This window comes from Bradyrhizobium sp. 482_C4_N1_8 (assembly GCF_052075965.1).
Classification (GTDB): domain Bacteria; phylum Pseudomonadota; class Alphaproteobacteria; order Rhizobiales; family Xanthobacteraceae; genus Bradyrhizobium; species Bradyrhizobium barranii.
In genome coordinates, this window is the sequence record NZ_CP197231.1 from 4,324,211 (window position 1) to 4,342,973 (window position 18,763).

General features: G+C 66.0%; 16 protein-coding genes. 6 read left to right on the forward strand and 10 right to left on the reverse strand.

What is annotated here, in order from left to right; all coding sequences use genetic code 11:
• Window positions 1-195: 195 nt before the first annotated feature.
• Window positions 196-1,533: a S41 family peptidase gene (locus AB7Z56_RS20665; protein WP_028149630.1), complete on the forward strand. Its 1,338-nt coding sequence runs from the start codon at window positions 196-198 to the stop codon at window positions 1,531-1,533.
• Between the two features lie 90 nt (window positions 1,534-1,623).
• Here the strand turns inward: AB7Z56_RS20665 and AB7Z56_RS20670 are convergent, their stop codons facing one another.
• Complete coding sequence (locus tag AB7Z56_RS20670) at window positions 1,624-4,356, reverse strand: bifunctional diguanylate cyclase/phosphodiesterase (RefSeq protein WP_283018881.1); 2,733 nt, start codon at window positions 4,354-4,356, stop codon at window positions 1,624-1,626.
• Between the two features lie 312 nt (window positions 4,357-4,668).
• Between AB7Z56_RS20670 and AB7Z56_RS20675 the strand changes: the two genes are divergently transcribed.
• The gene (locus AB7Z56_RS20675) at window positions 4,669-4,833 is read left to right on the forward strand and encodes a Flp family type IVb pilin (protein WP_028149628.1); all 165 of its coding nucleotides are present in this window, start codon (window positions 4,669-4,671) and stop codon (window positions 4,831-4,833) included.
• Here AB7Z56_RS20675 and AB7Z56_RS20680 read toward each other — a convergent pair.
• Window positions 4,814-6,070, reverse strand: coding sequence for an MFS transporter (locus tag AB7Z56_RS20680; protein WP_354123711.1), 1,257 nt, complete (start codon window positions 6,068-6,070; stop codon window positions 4,814-4,816). The genes AB7Z56_RS20675 and AB7Z56_RS20680 overlap by 20 nt on opposite strands.
• On the reverse strand, window positions 6,067-7,482 hold the full coding sequence (locus AB7Z56_RS20685; protein ID WP_283016648.1) for an amidase: 1,416 nt from the start codon (window positions 7,480-7,482) through the stop codon (window positions 6,067-6,069). The genes AB7Z56_RS20680 and AB7Z56_RS20685 overlap by 4 nt, the downstream gene beginning before the upstream one ends.
• A gap of 139 nt (window positions 7,483-7,621) precedes the next feature.
• Here AB7Z56_RS20685 and AB7Z56_RS20690 point away from each other — a divergent pair, with 139 nt between their 5' ends.
• A complete protein-coding gene (locus tag AB7Z56_RS20690; RefSeq protein WP_063983054.1) occupies window positions 7,622-8,215 on the forward strand; it encodes a CGNR zinc finger domain-containing protein in 594 nt (197 codons plus the stop codon).
• A 12-nt stretch (window positions 8,216-8,227) separates the two neighbouring features.
• Here the strand turns inward: AB7Z56_RS20690 and moaC are convergent, their stop codons facing one another.
• From moaC to AB7Z56_RS20710, 4 genes are read right to left on the reverse strand one after another with little or no spacing between them, the layout of a single operon-like run.
• Window positions 8,228-8,746: a cyclic pyranopterin monophosphate synthase MoaC gene (gene moaC / locus AB7Z56_RS20695; RefSeq protein WP_208087070.1), complete on the reverse strand. Its 519-nt coding sequence runs from the start codon at window positions 8,744-8,746 to the stop codon at window positions 8,228-8,230.
• A gap of 1 nt (window position 8,747) precedes the next feature.
• Entirely contained in the window at window positions 8,748-9,569 is an 822-nt protein-coding gene (gene trpC / locus AB7Z56_RS20700; RefSeq protein ID WP_354123712.1) for an indole-3-glycerol phosphate synthase TrpC, read from the reverse strand.
• A gap of 7 nt (window positions 9,570-9,576) precedes the next feature.
• Entirely contained in the window at window positions 9,577-10,590 is a 1,014-nt protein-coding gene (trpD, locus tag AB7Z56_RS20705) for an anthranilate phosphoribosyltransferase (protein WP_166341966.1), read from the reverse strand.
• 14 nt (window positions 10,591-10,604) lie between these two features.
• On the reverse strand, window positions 10,605-12,503 hold the full coding sequence (locus AB7Z56_RS20710; protein ID WP_283016645.1) for a peptidylprolyl isomerase: 1,899 nt from the start codon (window positions 12,501-12,503) through the stop codon (window positions 10,605-10,607).
• Between the two features lie 222 nt (window positions 12,504-12,725).
• On the opposite strand from AB7Z56_RS20710, the gene tpiA reads away from it, so the two are divergent.
• The 3 genes from tpiA (at window position 12,726) to AB7Z56_RS20725 (ending at window position 15,806) form a co-directional block, all read left to right on the forward strand.
• Window positions 12,726-13,481 carry a triose-phosphate isomerase gene (gene tpiA, locus AB7Z56_RS20715; protein ID WP_208071191.1) on the forward strand — a complete coding sequence of 252 codons (756 nt, stop codon included), beginning with the start codon at window positions 12,726-12,728 and terminating at the stop codon, window positions 13,479-13,481.
• A 140-nt stretch (window positions 13,482-13,621) separates the two neighbouring features.
• The gene (secG, locus tag AB7Z56_RS20720) at window positions 13,622-14,008 is read left to right on the forward strand and encodes a preprotein translocase subunit SecG (RefSeq protein ID WP_063983061.1); all 387 of its coding nucleotides are present in this window, start codon (window positions 13,622-13,624) and stop codon (window positions 14,006-14,008) included.
• 166 nt (window positions 14,009-14,174) lie between these two features.
• Window positions 14,175-15,806: a CTP synthase gene (locus AB7Z56_RS20725; protein WP_014494987.1), complete on the forward strand. Its 1,632-nt coding sequence runs from the start codon at window positions 14,175-14,177 to the stop codon at window positions 15,804-15,806.
• Between the two features lie 4 nt (window positions 15,807-15,810).
• Here AB7Z56_RS20725 and AB7Z56_RS20730 read toward each other — a convergent pair whose 3' ends face one another.
• The 3 genes from AB7Z56_RS20730 to AB7Z56_RS20740 all read right to left on the reverse strand — a co-directional run bounded on the left by AB7Z56_RS20730 (window position 15,811) and on the right by AB7Z56_RS20740 (window position 18,630).
• On the reverse strand, window positions 15,811-16,473 hold the full coding sequence (locus tag AB7Z56_RS20730) for a class I SAM-dependent methyltransferase (RefSeq protein ID WP_063983062.1): 663 nt from the start codon (window positions 16,471-16,473) through the stop codon (window positions 15,811-15,813).
• A 109-nt stretch (window positions 16,474-16,582) separates the two neighbouring features.
• Window positions 16,583-17,959, reverse strand: a complete 1,377-nt coding sequence (locus AB7Z56_RS20735; protein ID WP_441256407.1) for a sensor histidine kinase — start codon at window positions 17,957-17,959, stop codon at window positions 16,583-16,585.
• On the reverse strand, window positions 17,956-18,630 hold the full coding sequence (locus AB7Z56_RS20740; protein ID WP_063983064.1) for a response regulator transcription factor: 675 nt from the start codon (window positions 18,628-18,630) through the stop codon (window positions 17,956-17,958). The genes AB7Z56_RS20735 and AB7Z56_RS20740 overlap by 4 nt, the downstream gene beginning before the upstream one ends.
• Window positions 18,631-18,763: the final 133 nt, after the last annotated feature.

Here is an 18,763-nt window from a genome sequence, read left to right on the forward strand (position 1 = left end):
CGCCTTGCGCGAAACGGTTTCGGAACGTTGCCAAAAGTTTAGGCCCGGGCGAAGGGATTTTTACGATGTACCCGCCGGCGTGGCGTCCCGGCCTTGAAGAAACCAGAATGGTGTTGTGAACAGCGGGCTGGATCGCCATTTGCATGGCGCCTCACAAGCCCAAAGCAAAGCTCCAGCAAGAAGGCCAGCCTATCCATGCGGAAAAACCTGCTGTTCCCCCTGGGCGCGCTCACGGGAGCGTGTCTAACCCTTCTGGTCGCCAGCCCGCACGGTGGAGTATGGGCGGCACGGGCGGCAGCGAGCGCGGATGATGCCTATTCCCGGCTCAATCTGTTCGGCGAAGTGTTCGAGCGGGTGAAGGCGAGCTATGTCGAGAAGCCCGACAATTCCAAGCTGATCGAGGGTGCGATCACCGGCATGGTGACCTCGCTCGATCCGCATTCACGCTACATGAACGACAAGGCCTGGACCGAGATGCAGGAGACCACCTCCGGCGAGTTCGGCGGGCTCGGCATCGAGGTCACAATGGAGGACGGCTTGGTCAAGGTCGTCTCGCCGATCGACGACACGCCGGCGTCCAAGGCCGGGATCATGTCCGGCGACCTTATCAGCAAGATCGACGGCGATGCCGTGCAGGGCATGACGCTCGAGCAGGCCGTCAACAAGATGAAGGGGCCGGTCGATACCCAGACCAAGCTCACCATCGTTCGCAAGGGCGCCGACGCTCCGCTCGACGTCGCGATCAAGCGCGAGATTATCCATGTGCGACCGGTGCGCTTCCACGTCGAGAACGGCGACATCGGCTATATCCGCGTCACCTCGTTCAACGAGCAGACCACCGACGGGCTGAAGAAGGCGATCGCGTCGATCTCCAAGGAGGTCCCGCCGGAGAAGCTGGTCGGCTACGTGATGGACCTGCGCAACAATCCGGGCGGCTTGCTCGACCAGGCCGTCTCGGTGTCGAGCGCCTTCCTTCAGCGCGGCGAGGTCGTTTCGACCCGCGGCCGCAATCCGGAAGAGACCCAGCGCTTCACCGCCCATGGCGGCGACCTCACCAAGGGCAAGCCGCTGGTGATTCTGGTCAATGGCGGCTCGGCTTCGGCCTCGGAAATCGTCGCCGGCGCGCTGCATGACCACAAGCGTGCCACGATCATCGGCACGCGCTCGTTCGGCAAGGGCTCGGTGCAGACCATCATTCCGCTAGGCGCCGGCAATGGCGCGCTGGCGCTGACCACGGCGCGCTACTACACGCCGTCGGGCCGCTCGATCCAGGCCCAGGGCATCGCGCCCGACATCGAGATCCTCCAGGACGTGCCGCCCGAGCTGAAGGGCCGCATGGACACCATGGCGGAGTCCCAGATGCGCGGCCATCTGCAGGCCGCCGACGGCACCGAGCAGACCGGATCGCAGTCCTACGTCCCGCCGGAAGAGAAGGACGACAAGGCCCTGCATGCGGCCTACGACTTCCTGCACGGCGTGACCGCGAATGCGGTCGCCGCCAAGCCTGCGCCGAAGGCGGCGGTACCGAACTAAGCCTTACGACGTCCAGATATCGCCCGGGAGCGGATGACCGCTCCCGGGCGAATTCGTGCGGTGACGCTTCCAATTGTTGGGAAGACCGCCCTAGCTGGCCTCGCGGCGCCGGCTTCCTTCGCCGCCGCGCTGGGCGAGGCGGCTGCGGTGCAGCGCGAACAGCTCCAGCACCTTGTCGGCCGGTTTTGCGGCACTGAACAGATAGCCCTGCATCTCGGAGCAGCCGAGCGCACGGAGCAGGCGCTGCTGCTCCTCGGTCTCGACGCCCTCGGCCGTGGTGGTCATGCGGCGGGCGGCAGCCAGGTTGACGACGGCCTGCACGATGCTGGCGGAGCCGTCGGGACCGGCGATGTCGCTGACGAAGCAGCGGTCGATCTTGATCTTGTCGAACGGGAAGCGGTGCAGATAGCTCAGCGAGGAGTAGCCGGTGCCGAAATCGTCGAGCGCGATGCGCACGCCGATGGCGCGGAGTTGGTGCAAGATCGCAAGCGCGGCGTCGTCGTCGCGAATCAGCACGGCCTCGGTGATCTCGAGCTCGAGCCGGCTCGCCGGCAAATTGGAGGCGGCAAGGGCCGCCATGATCTTCAGCGCCAGCGTGCCGCTCTTGAACTGCACCGGCGAGACGTTGACGGCGAGGCGGATGTCGTCGGGCCAGTTGGCGGCATCGCGGCAGGCCGTGGCCAGCACCCATTCGCCGATCTCGTTGATCAGGCCGGTGTCTTCGGCGATCGGGATGAACTCGGCGGGCGAGACCATGCCGCGCTCGGGATGGCGCCAGCGCACCAGCGCCTCGCAGCCGGTGATGCGGTCGTCCTTCAGGGCAAGGCAGGGCTGGTAATAGACCTCGAGCCCGCCTTCGAGCCCACCTTGGGCGATGGCGTGGCGCAGATCGATCTCGAGCTGCCGCCGCTCGCGGACCTTGGCATCCATCTCCGGCTCGAAGAAGCGATAGGTGCGGCGTCCGGCGGCCTTGGCGGCATACATCGCCATGTCCGCGTTCTTCAGGATCTGGTCCAGCGCGGTGCCGTGTCGTGGCGCCAGCGCGATGCCGATACTGGCGTCCGTGGTGAGATGATGGCCCATGCAGTCGAACGGCGCGCGGATGGCCTGGAAGACCCGCGCGACGAGCTCGTTGACCTGCTCCAGCGACGTCACCGCGCTCTGCACGATGGCGAATTCGTCGCCGCCGAGCCGCGCCACGAAGTCCTGCGGACCCGCGCAACGGCTGAGGCTCGTCGCGATCGATTTCAACAGCTCGTCGCCGACGAGATGGCCGAGCGCGTCGTTGACGCCCTTGAACTCGTCGATGTCGATGTAATGCACCGCGATCTCTTCGCCACCGGCGATGGCGGCGAGCTCCGCGCGTAGGTGCTCGTGGAACATGGTGCGGTTGGGCAGGTCGGTCAGCGCGTCGTAATGGGCGAGGTGGGTGATGCGTTCCTCGATGCGCCGGCGCTCGGTGACGTCTTCGTGGGTCGCCACCCAGCCTCCGTCCGCGAGCGGCTCGTTGAGGATGTGGATCGAGCGCCCGTCGGAGGTGTCGACCACCATGGAGTTACGCACATGGATGTCGCGCAGCACACGGACGACATAGTCGCCGATGTCGCCACTGAACGAGCCGGTCGCCTTGCGGTGGGCAATGATGTCGTGGAAGCTGGAGCCGGGCTTCACCACCTCGGCTGACAGGCCGTACATCTCGATGTAGCGCTGGTTGCAGATCACCAGCCGCCGCTCGGCATCGAACAGCAGTAGGCCCTGCGTCATGTTGTTGACGGCGCGGTCGAGGCGCTGCTTCTCCAGCGTCAGCCGCTCGCGAGAGGCGCGGTGCTGCTCCAGCAGCTTGCGCACGATCGCGATCAGCACGCCCGCAATGGCGAGCGCGGAGGCGCCCGCAACCGAGATCAGGATGCCGATCTGCTCGCGCCAGTCCGTCAGCGCCGCCGCGCGCGTCGTGGTGGCCATCATCAGGATCGGGAAATGGGGCAGGGCGCGCGAGGAGATCAGCCGGTCTTCTCCGTCGACGGGGCTCGTGATGCGGCCGGCGAAGTGATCGAGCCCGAAGATCCTCTGCTGCTCGAACGGGCCGGTCTTGAAATTCCTGCCCATCTGCTCGTTGGAATGGGGATAGCGAGCGAGCAGCGTGCCGTCGCGATGCAGCATCGAGATCGTAGCGCCGTCGCCGAGCACGACGGAGGCGAAGAACTTCTCGAAATTGGCCGGTTCGATGCCGCGTCCGACCACGCCCATGAACTCGCCGTTCGGTCCCACGATCTTGCGCACGATCAGGATGGTCCAGGCGCCGGAGACGCGGCTGTGCACAGGCTCGATCAGCACGTTCGGCGAGTAGGGATCGTATTTGAAAGTGCGAAAATAGGCGCGATCGGCGACGTTCACTTTGGGGGCCGGCCATGCCGTCGACGAGTTGATCAGATTGCCTTCGGCATCGATGATGTTGACGCCGCCCATGTAGGGCAGCGCCTCGATCTTCGAGCGCAGCATCCGGTGGACGTCCTGGCCGGAGAGGCGTTTGCGATAGTCCTCGGCGCTTGCGATGCCGGTCGCGCGGACGTGGTCGACGAAATCCTTCTGGATGACCGCGAAATCCTGCAACTGCTGATCGAAATGATGAGCGAGCAGCAGCACGGTGTTTTCCAGCTCGCGCCCGCTGTTGCGCAGCGCGCGCTCTCGGAAATTCTGCGCCATCAGGACCGAGCCAATGGCGATGGCCGCGATCAGCAACGTGCCGCCCACCACCAGCCAGCGGATCGGTCCGCTGCGCACGAAGACCTGGTCAAAGAGGCGACTGCCGTATTTCGTCATCATGTCGATCGTTGCCGCGCACACGTCAGGATCGCTTCTTGATCCCGAGAACATCCGTTGGTTTACGGAAACGATATGGAGGCGAAGTTAGGAAGCGCGGTTAATGCGACATGAACGGCCGCGTACAAAAGCAATCGATGCGCGCGACGCAAGACGTGCAGGAATTGCCGGACGCTCTCGCGATGCCGGTCAATTCCTGCCGGTCGTGCCACGGTCAACCAAGGCTTAACCATCTAAGATGTTGGCGATCCTCGAGTCGGCATTGGCACGTGATTTGCGAACATGCCTGCCGACGACACAGAGAGGACACGAACGATGACAAACACCTTGAAGAACTTCCTGGCCGACGAGCGTGGTGCGACCGCGATCGAATACGGCCTGATTGCCGCCGGCATCGCGCTGGCCATCATTTCCGTCGTGAACGGCATGGGCTCCAAGCTCAACGCCAAATTCGGGTCGATCAGCTCCTCGCTGCGCTGATCGCGTCGGCTCCGCTGCGCGCCAGTATCGCCGCCACGATCAGCGCCGCGACGACGTTCGCGGCGGCGCTGATCAGGATCGGCAACGTATAGCTGTGGTTGACGTCGTAGGCGAAGCCGGCCGCACTCGGGCCAACCAGCGTGCCGAACGCCACGCTGGTGTAGAGAATACCGATGATTCCGCTGACGTTGCGTCCGCCAAAATAGTCCATGACCACAGCGGGCAGCACCGCGACCCAGCCGCCGTAGAACACGCCGTAGACGAAGGCGAAAGCGGCGAGGGTCCAGACATCGGCGGCGATGGCCCAGATCGCCATCGCGAACGCCATTCCGACCAGGACCATGATGAGCGAGCGGTCGCGGCCCATCCGGTCGGCGAGCGCGCCGAGAAAGAAGCGGCCTGCGGTGCTGCCGGCCCCGATCACGCCGAGCAGCAGCACCGCAGAGGACGCTGTGACCCCGTGGTCGCGCGCGTAAGGCACGAGATGGACGAACGGGACGAAGGCGCCGAACGAGCAGACCAGACACGATGCGTAGAGGGCGATAAACCGCGTCGACCGGACGGCCTCGCGCACCGAAGCGCCGCCGGCATTGCTTGCGCCCGCGGCCTCGCGAGGCGGATCGCCGTCGGGTCCGAGGCCGCGGTGCTTCGGATCGTTCTCGATCAGCAGCGACGCTCCGCCGCCCAGCACCAGCGCGATCGCGCCCAGCACCAGATAGGCGCCGCGCCAGCCCACCGATGCGATCAACAATGAGGCGAGCGGCGGCATCGCCAGCGTACCGAGCCCGATGCCGCTCACCGCGAGCCCGGAGGCAAAGCCGCGGCGCTTGACGAACCAGCGTTGCACCGCGCCGATCGCGGGAACATAGGCGCAGCCAAGGCCGAGGCCGACGCCCAGCCCGTAGGCGAGATAGACCTCGACAAGGGAACGCGCCGCGCTCGCCGCCGCAAGTCCGACCGCGATCAGGATCATGCCGGCGACGGCCAGCGGACGCGAGCCGAGCCGGTCGGCGAGGGGGCCGCTGACGAGTCCGAGCGCGAAGTACAGAAAGCCCGCAATCGAAAACACGAGCGAGATCGAACCGCGCGAGGCGCCGAAATCGCGCTGGAGCGGCTCCAGAAATGCGCTGAACGTGTAGGCGGAGCCGAAGCCGACGAACATGACGGCAAATGCCGCCGCGACGACGAACCAGCCATGGAAAATGCTTCGCTGAGCGAGCGTGGATTGAATGGTCAATGCTGCCTCCGCGAGGTGAGGGAAGGATGGCGACGGTGCCAGGACGTGGCACGCTGGAACGCCGCGCCGGCGCGCACGAGCATGGCCTCGCCGAGATGAGCGGCGACGAGCTGGAACGCGATCGGCAGTCCGTCGGCCGATGCACCACCCGGTAGCGTGATCGTGGGATGACCGGTCACGTCGAACGGGCAGGTGTATCGCTGCAGCTTCGCGATCAGATCCGGCTGCTCGCCGAGCGTCTGGATCATGGCGAGCGTCACCGGCGGGAACGGGTGTACCGGGATCAGCAGCAGGTCAATGGTCTCGAACAGCGCGGTGACGCGGCCGCGCAGCGCCAGCCGCCGCAGCAGGATCTTCTGATAATCGAGAGCGGAGAGCGCGCGACCGGCCTCGATCAGCGAGGCGAGCATCGGGCCATACTCGTTCTTGCGGGCAGGATAGGTCGCCTCGTGCGCGACCGCAGATTCCACCGCACAATTCGGTGTCCAGTCGGCAATCGCCTGCATGACGTCGGGAAATCTGACATCGACGATGCCGGCGCCGAGCGCACGGAACGCATCGATAGCGTCCGCCAGCACGTGTTGTGTCTTAACGTCCACGTCGTCGCTGTTCCAGGCGGCATCGACGCCGATCCGCAAGCTTCGCACGTCCTGTGCGGCCGCGGCCAGATAGTCGGGCACCGGATTGAACACCGAGGTCGGGTCGTTGGGGTCGTGTCCGGCAATGACGCCGAGCAGCGCGCCCGCATCGGCCGCGCTGCGGCCGATCGGTCCGACATGGTCGAGCGTCGCGGCCAGCTCGAAGGCGCCGTGTCGGCTGACGCGACCCCAGCTCGGCTTCAATCCGGTCAGCCCGTTGGCGGCGCAGGGCCAGCGGATCGAACCGCCGGTGTCGGAGCCGAGCGAGCCGAAGCAAAGCCCGGCAGCGGTTGCGACCGCCGAGCCACTGGACGAAATGCCCGGCCAGTAACTCGCATTCCACGGATTCTTCGGCGGCGTCACCAATGGATGGTGATCGGAATAGGCGCCCTCGGTGAGTTGCAGCTTGCCGAGTATCACGGCGCCTGCGTCCTTGAGCCGGCGCACGACGGTTGCGTCTTCGTGGGGACGAAAGTCGCGATGAAGCATGGTGCCGGCCGCCGTCGGAATGCCCTTGGTCCAGAACAGGTCCTTGAGCGCAATCGGCACGCCATGCAGCGGCCCCCGATACCGGCCCTGTGCGATTTCGGCGTCCGCGGCTTTTGCCTCGGCGATGGCCGTTTCTGCCATCACGTGAACGTAGCTGCCGAGATCCCGGTCCATGGCGTCGATACGGTCGAGTTGCGCGCGCGTCACGTCCAGCGCGGAGATGTCGCGCGCCTTGAGGCGTGCTGCGAGCGCGGTGAGTTCGAGATAGTGCAGGGCGTCGGCCATCGGTTCGGGGTCTCCGTTCTGGTGATCGCAATGGGCGCTCGATCCCGAAGGATTCGACACTAGTATAATTAGGATACAGGTGTCGCTTGCTGTCAACCAGTAAATCTGTTTTACTGGTGTTCCAATCTTTGGTGTCCCGATGTCGAAAGAGTCTCGCAAATTCCAGGTTCCCGACACGCTGGCGAACGTCTACGATTTCGCCAACACGCTCGATGTTCGCCACTTCATGCATTTCGGCGTGGAGCACCCGGAGAGCGATGAGCTTGGCGGGCCGAAGGAACTTGCGGACTGGATGCGGGAACGCGGCCTTGGCGCCGAGGGCGGGCGTGTCACGCCCGCGATGTTTGAGACTGCGCTAAGACTGCGCGGCGCCTTGCGCGCCTATCTGCAATGTGAGCCCGCCGAACGGCCCCGGAACAGGAGCGTTCTCGGCACTCTCAATGAGGCGCTCGCGCCGTTTCCGTTGCGGGTGGAGGCGCGCGCAGGCCGTGGCGCGATGCTGTCGGCAGCGCGCGAGGATGCGCTCGCAGGCCTCTCGGCCATCGCGATCGAGCTTCATGACGCGACGCTTGTGGGAACGCTGGACCGGCTGAAGATGTGCGCGTCGGAGGAATGCCGCCGGGTGTTCTTCGACCGCTCGAAACCATCGACGCGGCGGTGGTGCATGTCGACGCTGTGCGGCAACCGGATGAAGACGCGCGCCTATCGCGAGCGGCAGCGCGAGGCGAAATAGATCACGCGGCGTTCAGGCGCGGTAGTGGCCCGACTTGCCGCCGAGCTTCTCGACCAGATGGATGCCCTCGATGCGCACGCCGCGTTCGACCGCCTTGATCATGTCGTAGATGGTGAGGCAGGCGACCGACACCGCCGTGAGCGCCTCCATCTCGACGCCGGTCGGCCCCGTCACCTTCACGCTGGCGCGGACGAGGCAGCCTGGCAGCTTCGGGTCGGGCTCGATGTCGACGGTGACCTTCGACAGCGCGAGGGGATGACAGAGCGGGATCAGCTCCGAGGTGCGTTTGGCGGCCATGATGCCGGCGATGCGCGCGGTGCCGAGCACGTCGCCTTTCTTGGCGTTGCCCGAGACGATGAGATCAAGCGTCGCCTTGGTCATGATGACGTGGCCTGCGGCGACCGCGAGCCGCTCGGTCGCGGGCTTGTCCGACACGTCCACCATCCGCGCCTCGCCGGAGGCGCCGATATGGGTGAGGGCAGGGCCGGCTTTCGCTTTGGATTGCCTGGCCTTGGCGGGCTTGCGCGCCATGTCAGCGCGTACCCGTCGCGCGCGGCGCGTTCTCACGCGCGAGCAGCGTGCGCGTGGCGGCGGTCACGTCGGCCTGGCGCATCAGGCTCTCGCCGACCAGGAAGGTCGACATGCCGACGCGCTCAAGCCGGGCGAGATCGGCGGGCGTGAAGATGCCGCTCTCGCCCACCATCAGCCGTTCCGCTGGGATCAGCGGCGCCAGCGTCTCGCTGGTCGCGAGCGTGGTCTCAAAGGTGCGCAAATTGCGGTTGTTGACGCCGATCATCGGCGAACGCAGCTTCAGCGCACGGTCGAGCTCGGCGCGATCATGGATTTCGATCAGCACGTCCATGCCGTAGGCGAGGGCGGCGTCCTCGAGGTCCTTGGCGGTGGCGTCGTCGAGCGCGGCCATGATGATCAGGATGCAGTCGGCGCCATGCGCGCGCGCCTCAATCACCTGATAGCTGTCGAACATGAAATCCTTGCGCAGCACCGGGAGCGACGTCGCCGCGCGCGCTGCCACCATGAAGTCGAGATGGCCCTGGAACGAGGGCGTGTCGGTCAGCACCGACAGACAGGCCGCACCGCCGGCCTCATAGGCCTTGGCGAGCAGCGGCGGATCGAAATCGGCGCGGATCAGCCCCTTCGACGGCGAGGCTTTCTTGACCTCGGCAATCAGCGCGTAATCGCCATTGGCGTGCTTGGCCTTGATCGCGCGCACGAAGCCGCGTGGGGCCCCTTGCGCCTTGGCCCTGGCCTCGACGTCCGAGAGCGGCTGCGCGCGCTTGGCGGCTGCGATCTCGTCGCGCTTGTAGGCTTCGATCTTGGTCAGGATGTCAGACATGTCAGGTTCAGCCGTTCGAGACCGCGATCAGATGCTTCAGCCGCGCGCTCGCGGCGCCGCTGTCGAGCGACTTCGCGCCGATCGCAACGCCCTCCTTGAGGTCCTTGGCGCGGCCGGCCACGACCAGCGCGGCGGCGGCGTTGATCAGCGCGACGTCACGATAGGGGCTCGGCTTGCCGTCGAGCACGCTCTGCAAGGCGATCGCATTGGCGTCGGCGTCACCGCCCCTGAGCGCACCGGGATCGCAGCGCGGCAGGCCGGCGTCCTCCGGCGTCACCTCGAAATTCCGGATCTCGCCATTGTGGAGCGCGGAGACGAAGGTCGGGCCGGTGAGGGTGATCTCGTCGAGACCGTCGGAGCCATGCACCACCCAGGCGGATTCCGAGCCGAGGTTTTTCAGAACCTGTGCCAGCGGCTGCACCCATTGCCGCGAGAACACGCCGACCATCTGGCGCTTAACGCCGGCCGGGTTCGACAAGGGGCCGAGCAGATTGAAGATCGTGCGTGTCGCAAGCTCGACCCGGGTCGGGCCGACGTTCTTCATAGCCGGATGGTGGGCAGGGGCGAACATGAAGCCGATGCCGCATTCGCGCACACAGCGGCCGACCTGCTCGGGCCTGAGGTCGATCTTCACGCCGAGCGACGCCAGCACGTCGGCGGCGCCGGAGCGCGACGACAGTGCACGGTTGCCGTGCTTGGCCACCGGCAGGCCGGTGCCCGAGACGATGAAGGACGCGCAGGTCGAGACGTTGACCGAGCCGGAGCCGTCACCGCCAGTGCCGACGATGTCGACGGCGTCCGCGGGCGCGTCGACTGTGAGCATCTTGGAGCGCATCGCCGAGACCGCGCCGGTGATTTCGTCCACGGTCTCGCCGCGCACCCGCAGCGCCATCAGGAGGCCACCCATCTGCGAGGGCGTGGCCTCGCCGGACATCATGGCGTCGAAGGCGGAAGCCGCTTCGTCACGCGACAGGCTGGCGCCGGTCGCCACTTTTCCAATGATCGATTTCAGGTCGTCCATCGCGTGCTTTCAATTCACTGGTTCGCGCCGGTCACCTGCGCGAAGGCGGCCTGATTAATGGTGGTCCCGATGTCGGTTTCAAGCTTGTTGACGTAGGAGGCGACCTGCTCGTCGGTCAACGCGCGGTCGAGGCTGTCCTTCAGCTTCTTCACCGCGTCGGACGCGGCGTCGACCGCGGGTTCGACGATGTCGGTGACGCGGAAGACGATCACCTCGCCGCCGCCGCTCACGGCGGTCTGTCCGACCCCGTCCTTGGCGGTGCGGAAGGCGGCCGCAACGACGTTGGCGGGCACGCCGGCGGGCGAGTCGTCGCGCTTGAAGCCGGAGGCGGTCTCGACCTTGGCGTTGATCGCGGCGGCCTCGTCAGCGAGCTTGCCGCCCTGTTCGAGCTTCTGCACCATCTCGGTCGCTTTGGTCTTCAGCTTGGCGGCGATCTGGTCCTGGCGCCAGCGCGCCTCGACCTGGTCGCGGACCTCGTCGAGATTGCGGTCGCGCGAGGGCGTGATGGCGAGCACGTCGTACCAGACATAGCCGCCCTTGAACGAGATCGCGTCGTTGTCGACGCCGACATCGGTGTTGAAGGCCTGCGACACCACGTCGAGGCCCTGCGGGATGCTGGTGACTGGCTGGCCGTTCGGGGTACGGCCGGAGCGGTCGACGGCGTCGATGGTCACGGCCGTGAGGCCGAGCTTCTGCGCCGCGTCGATCACGCTGGCGCCGCCGCCGCGCTCGTCTTCCATCTTGTCGCGGAGATCGTTGACCTTGACGCGGGCGCGCTCGGTGGCGATCTCGCGCTTGATGTCGCCGGCAAGGCTGGCGTAGTTCGCCTCATTGCCCGGCTCGATCTTGTCGACCTTGACGATGGACGTGCCGAGACGACCCTGGATCGGCTGGCTGATCTCGCCTGCGGGAAGCGCGAAGGCGGCATCGCCGACCGCGGGGTCGAGCGACGATTTGGTCACGAGCCCGAGGTCGACATCGGAGGTGCTCAGCCCGCGCTCCTTGCCGAGGTCCTCGAACGACATCCCACCGGCGAGGCGCTCGCGTGCGGCCTGCGCCTCGGCGGCGTTGGGGAATACGATCTGATGGATCTGGCGCTTCTCCGGCGTGCCGAGCCGGTCCTTGCGCTGGTCGAACACTTTCTTGGCGTCCTCGTCGGAGACCTCACTCCATTTGCCGATCTCTTCCGGAGAGACCACGACGAAGGAAATCTTGCGATATTCGGGCGCGCGGAACTGGACCTTGTGATCCTCGAAATAGGCGGCGAGGGCTTCGGGCGAGGGAGCGTCGATGGTGCCGGCCTGCGCGGCGTCGAGCCTGACGAATTCGATCGCGCGCTGCTCGTTCTGGAAGCGCGTCAGCACGTCGATCATGGCCTTCGGCGGTTCGAGGCCGGCGCCGATCGTGCCGGTGATCTGCCGGCGCAGCGACACCTTGCGCTGCTCGGAGACGTAGCGCTGCTCGGTATAGCCGAAATTGCGGATCACGGCCTGGAAGCGGTTCGGATCGAAGCTGCCGCCGACGCCCTTGAAGTTGGGGTCGTTCATGATGACCTGGCGGATCTGCTCGTCGGACTGGCCGAGCCCGAGCCGGCGGGCTTCTTCGTCGAGGGCGGCTTCCGCGATCGTCTGCTGGAGCACCTGGCGGTCGAGGCCGAAGGCACGCGCCTGGTCAGGCGTCAGCGGCCGGCCGAACTGGCGGCTGATCTGTTGCAAGCGGTCGGTATAGGTCTGCCGGAACTCGTTCAACGAAATCTCGGTGCTGCCGACCTTGGCCACCGTGGACTGCCCGAAGCCCTTGAAGATGTCGGCGATGCCCCAAACGCCGAAACTGATGATCAACACGCCCATCACCACGGCCATAATGGACTTGCCGAGCCAGTTTGATGAGGCCTTGCGCATTCCTCGAAGCATTTGGTCCAACTTGTTTGGCAGGAGGGGAACGGGAGCGCGTCTTAATGCAGATTCCGCAAAAGCGCGTCACCAAATTGATCAATCATCATAAAGTGGCGGCTTTCCCCCCGCAACCTCAGGCCACGCGGTCCCTCGACGCTGCGGTTAAAAGCCTTAGCTCTCTGGAACTGCCGCGACGGCTCTGCTAGCGCATGCACAAACCTCATTTTGCTGGAAATTGACATGACCGACGCCATCCGACCGCTGATCGCCGGCAATTGGAAAATGAACGGCCTCAAGGGCTCGGCTGCCGAATTCGACGCCATGCTCAAAGGCGCGGCAGAGGTGGCCGCCAAGGCCGACCTGCTGGTCTGCCCGCCCGCGACCCTGATCGCGGCCTTCGCCGACAAGGCGCGCGGCAGCAAGGTCGCGGTGGGGGCGCAGGATTGCCACCCCAAGGCCTCCGGCGCCCATACCGGCGATATCGCAGCCGAAATGCTGGCCGATGCCGGTGCGACCGCCATCATCGTCGGCCATTCCGAGCGTCGCGCCGACCACGGCGAGGGCGATGCCCTGATCCGGCAGAAGGCCGAGGCCGCCTGGCGCGCCGGCATCACCGCGATCGTCTGCATCGGTGAGACGCAGGGCCAGCGCGATGCCGGCCAGACCCTGGACATCCTGCGCGGCCAGCTCGACGGCTCGCTGCCGGACGGCTCGACCGCCGCCAACCTGGTCGTGGCCTATGAGCCGGTCTGGGCGATCGGCACCGGCCTGACTCCGACGGCCCAGGATGTCGAGCAGATTCATGGCTTTATCCGGGAACTCCTGACCTCCCGGTTCAGGGCGGACGGGGCCAGGATGCGCATCCTCTATGGCGGCTCGGTCAAGCCGTCGAACGCGGCCGAGCTGATGTCCGTGAAAAACGTCAACGGCGCGCTGGTCGGCGGCGCCAGCCTGAAGGCGGCCGATTTCCTTGCGATTGCGAAGGGCTGCCCCTAGCTAATCTCAATGCGCGGCCGTGGCCGATCGGGGGGTGGCAATGCCTCTTCCGATCGTGTAACACCGCGCAACTTCAGGAAAACCCGCGAAGCGCGATCGGCCGCCGTCTCGGCGCTGTCGGCTTGTGACGGAAGGACACTATGCAGACTGTTGTCATCGTCATTCACCTCATGATCGTCGCCGTCATGATCGGCGCCGTCCTGCTCCAGAAGTCGGAAGGCGGCGGCCTCGGCATGGGCGGAGGCGCAGGCTTCATGTCGAGCCGCGGCACCGCGAACCTTTTGACGCGGACCACCGCGATCCTGGCTGGGGGCTTCTTCCTCACCAGCCTGTTCCTGTCCTGGCATGCCGGCTACAACCGGGCGCCTTCGTCGATCATCGGCGCGCCGGCGTCCCAGACCCAGCCGGCCGGAGGCGCCCCGATCGCGCCGCCGACCTCGGGCGGCATCCTGGATTCGCTGAAGAAGGCCGACGAACAGCAGCAGAACCAGGCGCCAGCCGGCCCGCAGGTGCCGCGCTCGCAATAAAGCAGGGGGGCCATGCAGGGCGGCTTCTACCGTCCTGCATCAAAAATCCCCATCAAGGCTCTGTCACCACTCTTAGTTTTGGCTCACCCACAGGCCCGCAAATTATTTGGGGCGGAATACGAATCGCTTTGGCGAATCGAATTCGAGGGATTAGAGGTTAAGTCCCATGGCGCGGTACATATTCATCACCGGCGGCGTGGTCTCTTCGCTCGGCAAAGGTCTGGCTTCAGCGGCACTCGGTGCCCTGTTGCAAGCCCGGGGCTACAAGGTCCGCCTCCGCAAGCTCGACCCCTATCTCAACCTCGATCCCGGAACGATGTCGCCGTATCAACACGGCGAAGTGTTCGTGACCGATGACGGCGCGGAGACCGATCTCGATCTCGGTCACTACGAGCGCTTCACCGGCCGGCCTGCGACCAAGCAGGACAATATCACCACCGGGCGCATCTACCAGGACATCATCTCCAAGGAGCGGCGCGGCGATTATCTCGGCGCGACCATCCAGGTCGTTCCGCACGTCACCAACGCCATCAAGGAATTCGTCCTCTCCGGCAATGACGATTACGACTTCGTGCTGGTCGAGATCGGCGGCACCGTCGGCGACATCGAGGGCCTGCCTTTCTTCGAGGCGATTCGTCAGCTCAAGAACGAGCTGCCGCGCGATCATGCCGTCTACATCCATCTGACGCTGCTGCCTTACATCCCGAGCGCGGGCGAGCTGAAGACCAAACCGACACAGCACTCGGTGAAGGAGCTGCGCTCGATCGGCATCCAGCCGGACATCCTGCTCTGCCGCACCGACCGCGAGATCCCGAAGGAAGAGCGGCGCAAGCTGGGGCTGTTCTGCAACGTGCGCGAAAGCGCCGTGATCGAGGCGCGCGACGTCGACAACATCTACGCCGTGCCCGAGGCCTATCACAACGCGGGCCTGGACGACGAAGTGCTCGCCGCCTTCGGCATCGGCTCGCGGATTCCGCCGGAGCTGCGAAGCTGGCAGCAGATCAACGAGCGCGTCCGCAATCCCGAAGGCAACGTCACCATCGCCATCGTCGGCAAATATACCGGCATGAAGGATGCGTATAAGTCGCTGATCGAGGCGCTCTCGCATGGCGGCATCGCCAACAAGGTGAAGGTCAATCTCGACTGGATCGAGAGCGAGATCTTCGAGAAGGAAGATCCCGCGCCGTTCCTCGAACACGTCAACGGCATTCTGGTGCCGGGCGGCTTCGGCCAGCGCGGTGCCGAGGGCAAGATCCGCGCGGCGCAGTTCGCGCGTGAGCGCGACGTGCCGTATTTCGGCATCTGCTTCGGCATGCAGATGGCGGTGATCGAAGCCGCACGAAACCTCGTCGGCATCGAGGACGCCAACTCCACCGAGTTCGGCCCGACCAAAGAGCCGCTGGTCGGTCTGATGACCGAATGGCTGCGCGGCAACGAGCTCGAGAAGCGCTCCAAGGCCGGCGATCTCGGCGGCACGATGCGTCTGGGCGCCTATCCCGCGGCGCTCAACCGTGGCAGCCGCGTCTCGCAGGTCTATGGCGGCGCGACCGAGATTTCCGAGCGCCACCGCCACCGCTACGAGGTCAACACCGCCTACAAGGACCGCCTCGAGCAGCACGGACTGAAATTCTCCGGCCTCTCGCCCGACGGCGTGCTGCCGGAGATCGTCGAGTACGAGGATCATCCCTGGTTCATCGGCGTCCAGTTCCACCCCGAGCTGAAGTCGCGGCCTTTTGAGCCTCATCCTCTCTTCGCCTCGTTCATTCAGGCGGCGATGGTGCAGTCGCGTCTGGTGTGATGCCTCAGGGCGCGCCGGTGTAGTCGCGCACGAGGTGCATCGGCGCCGGCGCGACCGGCATTGAGGCATCAGGCGCAAGTGTTTCCGTGACGATCTTCATCTGCGGCCGTCGCGTCAGCTTGTAGACGGCGGCCGGCGGCACGTTCAGCAAGGCGCGATCCACCAGCTTTGCCCGCAAGCCGAGCCGGTCGAGCACCGGCCGCGGCACCGGGCAGCTCATCCCGTAGGTGAACTGATAGAACGCGCCTCCCGGGCGGACGTAACGAAACGCACCGCCGATGATGGAGACGACCTTGCGCGTCGACATATTGAGCAGCGGCAGGCCGCTGACCACGGCGCCGACCGGCGCACCGTCATAGAGCCGCTCCGTCGTGAGCCGTCCCGCATCCATCCACAACACGCGCGCGCCGGGAAAACGGATTTGCAGGAGCTTGGTGAAGTCCGAACCGTATTCGATCAGCGTGAGGTCCTGCTGGCGCACGCCGCGTTTCAGGAGCTTGTATGTGAAAGCGCCGGTGCCGGGGCCGAGCTCGAGGATCGGGCCTGTCGTTGCGGTGATCTCGCGGGTGATGAGATCGGCAAGGGCAGCGCCCGAAGGCGCGATCGCGCCGACCCGCCGCGGGGCCGACATCCAGGACAGGAAGAATGAGAGGAAATCGTTGGGCATGCGCACTCCGGCATTTCGATTGCGCCTCGCAAATCAGAGGTGAGGCGGTCGAAGAGTCGCCTGAGCGCATTGCGACAGCATTGCGCCTGAGACGCAGAGACGAATTGAATCAGCCCTGTTGCAGGGGCGGCAGCGTCATCCTGAAGCATGCACCGCCGTTCGGTCCGTCCAGGACCGAAACGTGACCGCCATGCAGGAGCATGATCTCGTGCACCATGTTGAGGCCGAGGCCGGCGCCGCGATCGAGCGGCGTGAGCCGGTAGAACGGCTCGAAGATCAGCTCGCGCTGATCGGCCGGAATGCCCGCGCCCTCGTCGGTGACCTCGATGCTGGCGGGACGGCTGACGCGAATGACGATCGTGCCGCGGCGAGGGCCGTGCTGGATGGCATTCTGCACGAGGTTGGTCAGCGCGCGTTCGAGCGCGGCCGCATCGCCGAGCACGTCGATCCGCGCCGCCGGCGCGTCGAACGACAGCTCATAGCCAGCCGCGATCGCCAGTGGTGCGAGGTCGGCGGCAACGCCTTGCGCGACGGAGACCAGGTCGACCGGCACGAATGGATGCCCGCAACGGTCGAGCCGCTGGATATCCAGCAATTGCTCTGCAAGCGTCGCGAGCCGCGCCGCATCCTCGATCAGGCGGGTCTTGTCCGGTCCCGACGGCAATGACTCCAGGCGCGTGTTCAGGATCGCGATCGGCGTACGCAGCTCGTGCGCGGCGTCGGCAACGAAGCGCTTGTGGCGGGCGTAACCCTGATCGAGCCGCGCGAGAGCGTCATTGACCGCGGCCACGAGCGGCACCACCTCGAGCGGAATCTGCTCCACCGACAGCCGCGCGCCGCGCTGATGGATATCGATCCGCCGGGCCTGGTCTGCGGTCGCGTCCAATCCTCTGAAAGCGCGCTGCACGACCATCGGCGTCGCGATGAACGTCGCGGTCCCCATCAACAGCAGGCCGGGGAGCGCGATGCCCAGCAACACGAGCGACGTCGTGAACACCGCCTTGGCGCCGCTGAGCTTGCCCTGCGTCGCCGTGATGACCTGCACGTTGCCGGCGGCCGTGTCGATGCGTTTCAACCGCGCCGCCGGCTTGCGTGGGTCGTCCTCGAAGAGCTGCCAGCCGAGCCGCGCCTGGCTGATCTGGTCGAGGGCGCCGCCGATCCCCGCGAATTCAGCCGGCACGGGGCCTTCACTGAGCGAATGCCCCTGCCTGTCGCGAACCAGCAACCAGAGGTCGGGGATCTCCTCGCGCAACGCTTTCAGCTCAGCCGTCGGCCGCAGCGTCAGGCCGCCGGCCGCGTCGCGCGCGAGCGCGCTCTGCACGACGTCGATCACGCGATCTTCGTCCCGTTGGACCAGCACGAAGCCCGTAGCGCACAGCGCGCCGATGATGACGACGACCAAAGCGACGAACAGCGCGGCCTGGAGCGAAAGCAGGCGCCAGCTCAGCCGAGAGCGCAGGCAATATGGGTCGGCGTGCCTGCTCACGGCAGTTTCTTCAGGAGATAGCCGACGCCGCGGATGCCGTGGATCTCCACGTGCGCGTCGGCTTCGGCAAGCTTGCGGCGCAGCCGCGAGACATGCGTATCGAGTGCGTTCGACTGGATCTCGTCGTCGAAACTGTAGACCGCTTCCTCCAGCGCCGATCGCAGCACGGTCCGGCCCATGCGGCGGACCAGGGCTTCGAGCACAAGGAGCTCCCGCCGCGGCAGTTCGAGCGGAGCCCCGTCGACGCTCGCCTCGCGATGGCCGAAGTCGAAGGCGAGGCGGCCGGCGCGAATGATGTCGGGCTGAACCCCGGCGGGCCGGCGCAACACCGCGCGCAGGCGCGCCAGCAATTCCTCCACCGCGAATGGTTTTGCCAGATAATCATCCGCCCCGCTGTCGAGCCCGGCGACGCGATCGGCGAGCTCGCCGCGTGCCGTCAACACGATGATCGGCACACCGTCGGCGCGCGCTCTCAGTTTCGGAATCAGGGCAAGACCGTCGCCGTCGGGCAGCTGGCGATCGAGCAGCACGGCGGCGTGCACGTCGGCGGAAATGGCCTCTTCGGCCTCGGCAAGCGTTGGCACGTGATCGACGATCATGTCGTACCGCTTGAGCGCCGAGGCCAGCGCCCCGGCCATCTCCGCTTCATCCTCGACGAGCAAAATCCGCATGATCCGCACCTGAGCCTCAACCGAAGCGTTGTAGCGGCAGTATCATTGCGGCAGCATTACGGGAACCGGGTGCGATCGGGGCCGGCAAGCCATGCGCCAGACGCCGCGGGCGGTATCGGGCGGGGCCGAAGAC

What these genes read in the sequence shown, in the direction of transcription:
- AB7Z56_RS20665 (WP_028149630.1), top strand. Translation starts at nt 196, where the DNA reads ATGCGGAAAAACCTGCTGTTCCCCCTGGGCGCGCTCACGGGAGCGTGT.
- AB7Z56_RS20710 (WP_283016645.1), bottom strand. Translation starts at nt 12,503, where the DNA reads ATGCTTCGAGGAATGCGCAAGGCCTCATCAAACTGGCTCGGCAAGTCC.
- secG (WP_063983061.1), top strand. Translation starts at nt 13,622, where the DNA reads ATGCAGACTGTTGTCATCGTCATTCACCTCATGATCGTCGCCGTCATG.
- AB7Z56_RS20675 (WP_028149628.1), top strand. Translation starts at nt 4,669, where the DNA reads ATGACAAACACCTTGAAGAACTTCCTGGCCGACGAGCGTGGTGCGACC.
- trpD (WP_166341966.1), bottom strand. Translation starts at nt 10,590, where the DNA reads ATGGACGACCTGAAATCGATCATTGGAAAAGTGGCGACCGGCGCCAGC.
- AB7Z56_RS20685 (WP_283016648.1), bottom strand. Translation starts at nt 7,482, where the DNA reads ATGGCCGACGCCCTGCACTATCTCGAACTCACCGCGCTCGCAGCACGC.
- AB7Z56_RS20740 (WP_063983064.1), bottom strand. Translation starts at nt 18,630, where the DNA reads ATGCGGATTTTGCTCGTCGAGGATGAAGCGGAGATGGCCGGGGCGCTG.
- AB7Z56_RS20670 (WP_283018881.1), bottom strand. Translation starts at nt 4,356, where the DNA reads ATGATGACGAAATACGGCAGTCGCCTCTTTGACCAGGTCTTCGTGCGC.
- AB7Z56_RS20725 (WP_014494987.1), top strand. Translation starts at nt 14,175, where the DNA reads ATGGCGCGGTACATATTCATCACCGGCGGCGTGGTCTCTTCGCTCGGC.
- trpC (WP_354123712.1), bottom strand. Translation starts at nt 9,569, where the DNA reads ATGTCTGACATCCTGACCAAGATCGAAGCCTACAAGCGCGACGAGATC.
- moaC (WP_208087070.1), bottom strand. Translation starts at nt 8,746, where the DNA reads ATGGCGCGCAAGCCCGCCAAGGCCAGGCAATCCAAAGCGAAAGCCGGC.
- AB7Z56_RS20730 (WP_063983062.1), bottom strand. Translation starts at nt 16,473, where the DNA reads ATGCCCAACGATTTCCTCTCATTCTTCCTGTCCTGGATGTCGGCCCCG.
- AB7Z56_RS20690 (WP_063983054.1), top strand. Translation starts at nt 7,622, where the DNA reads ATGTCGAAAGAGTCTCGCAAATTCCAGGTTCCCGACACGCTGGCGAAC.
- tpiA (WP_208071191.1), top strand. Translation starts at nt 12,726, where the DNA reads ATGACCGACGCCATCCGACCGCTGATCGCCGGCAATTGGAAAATGAAC.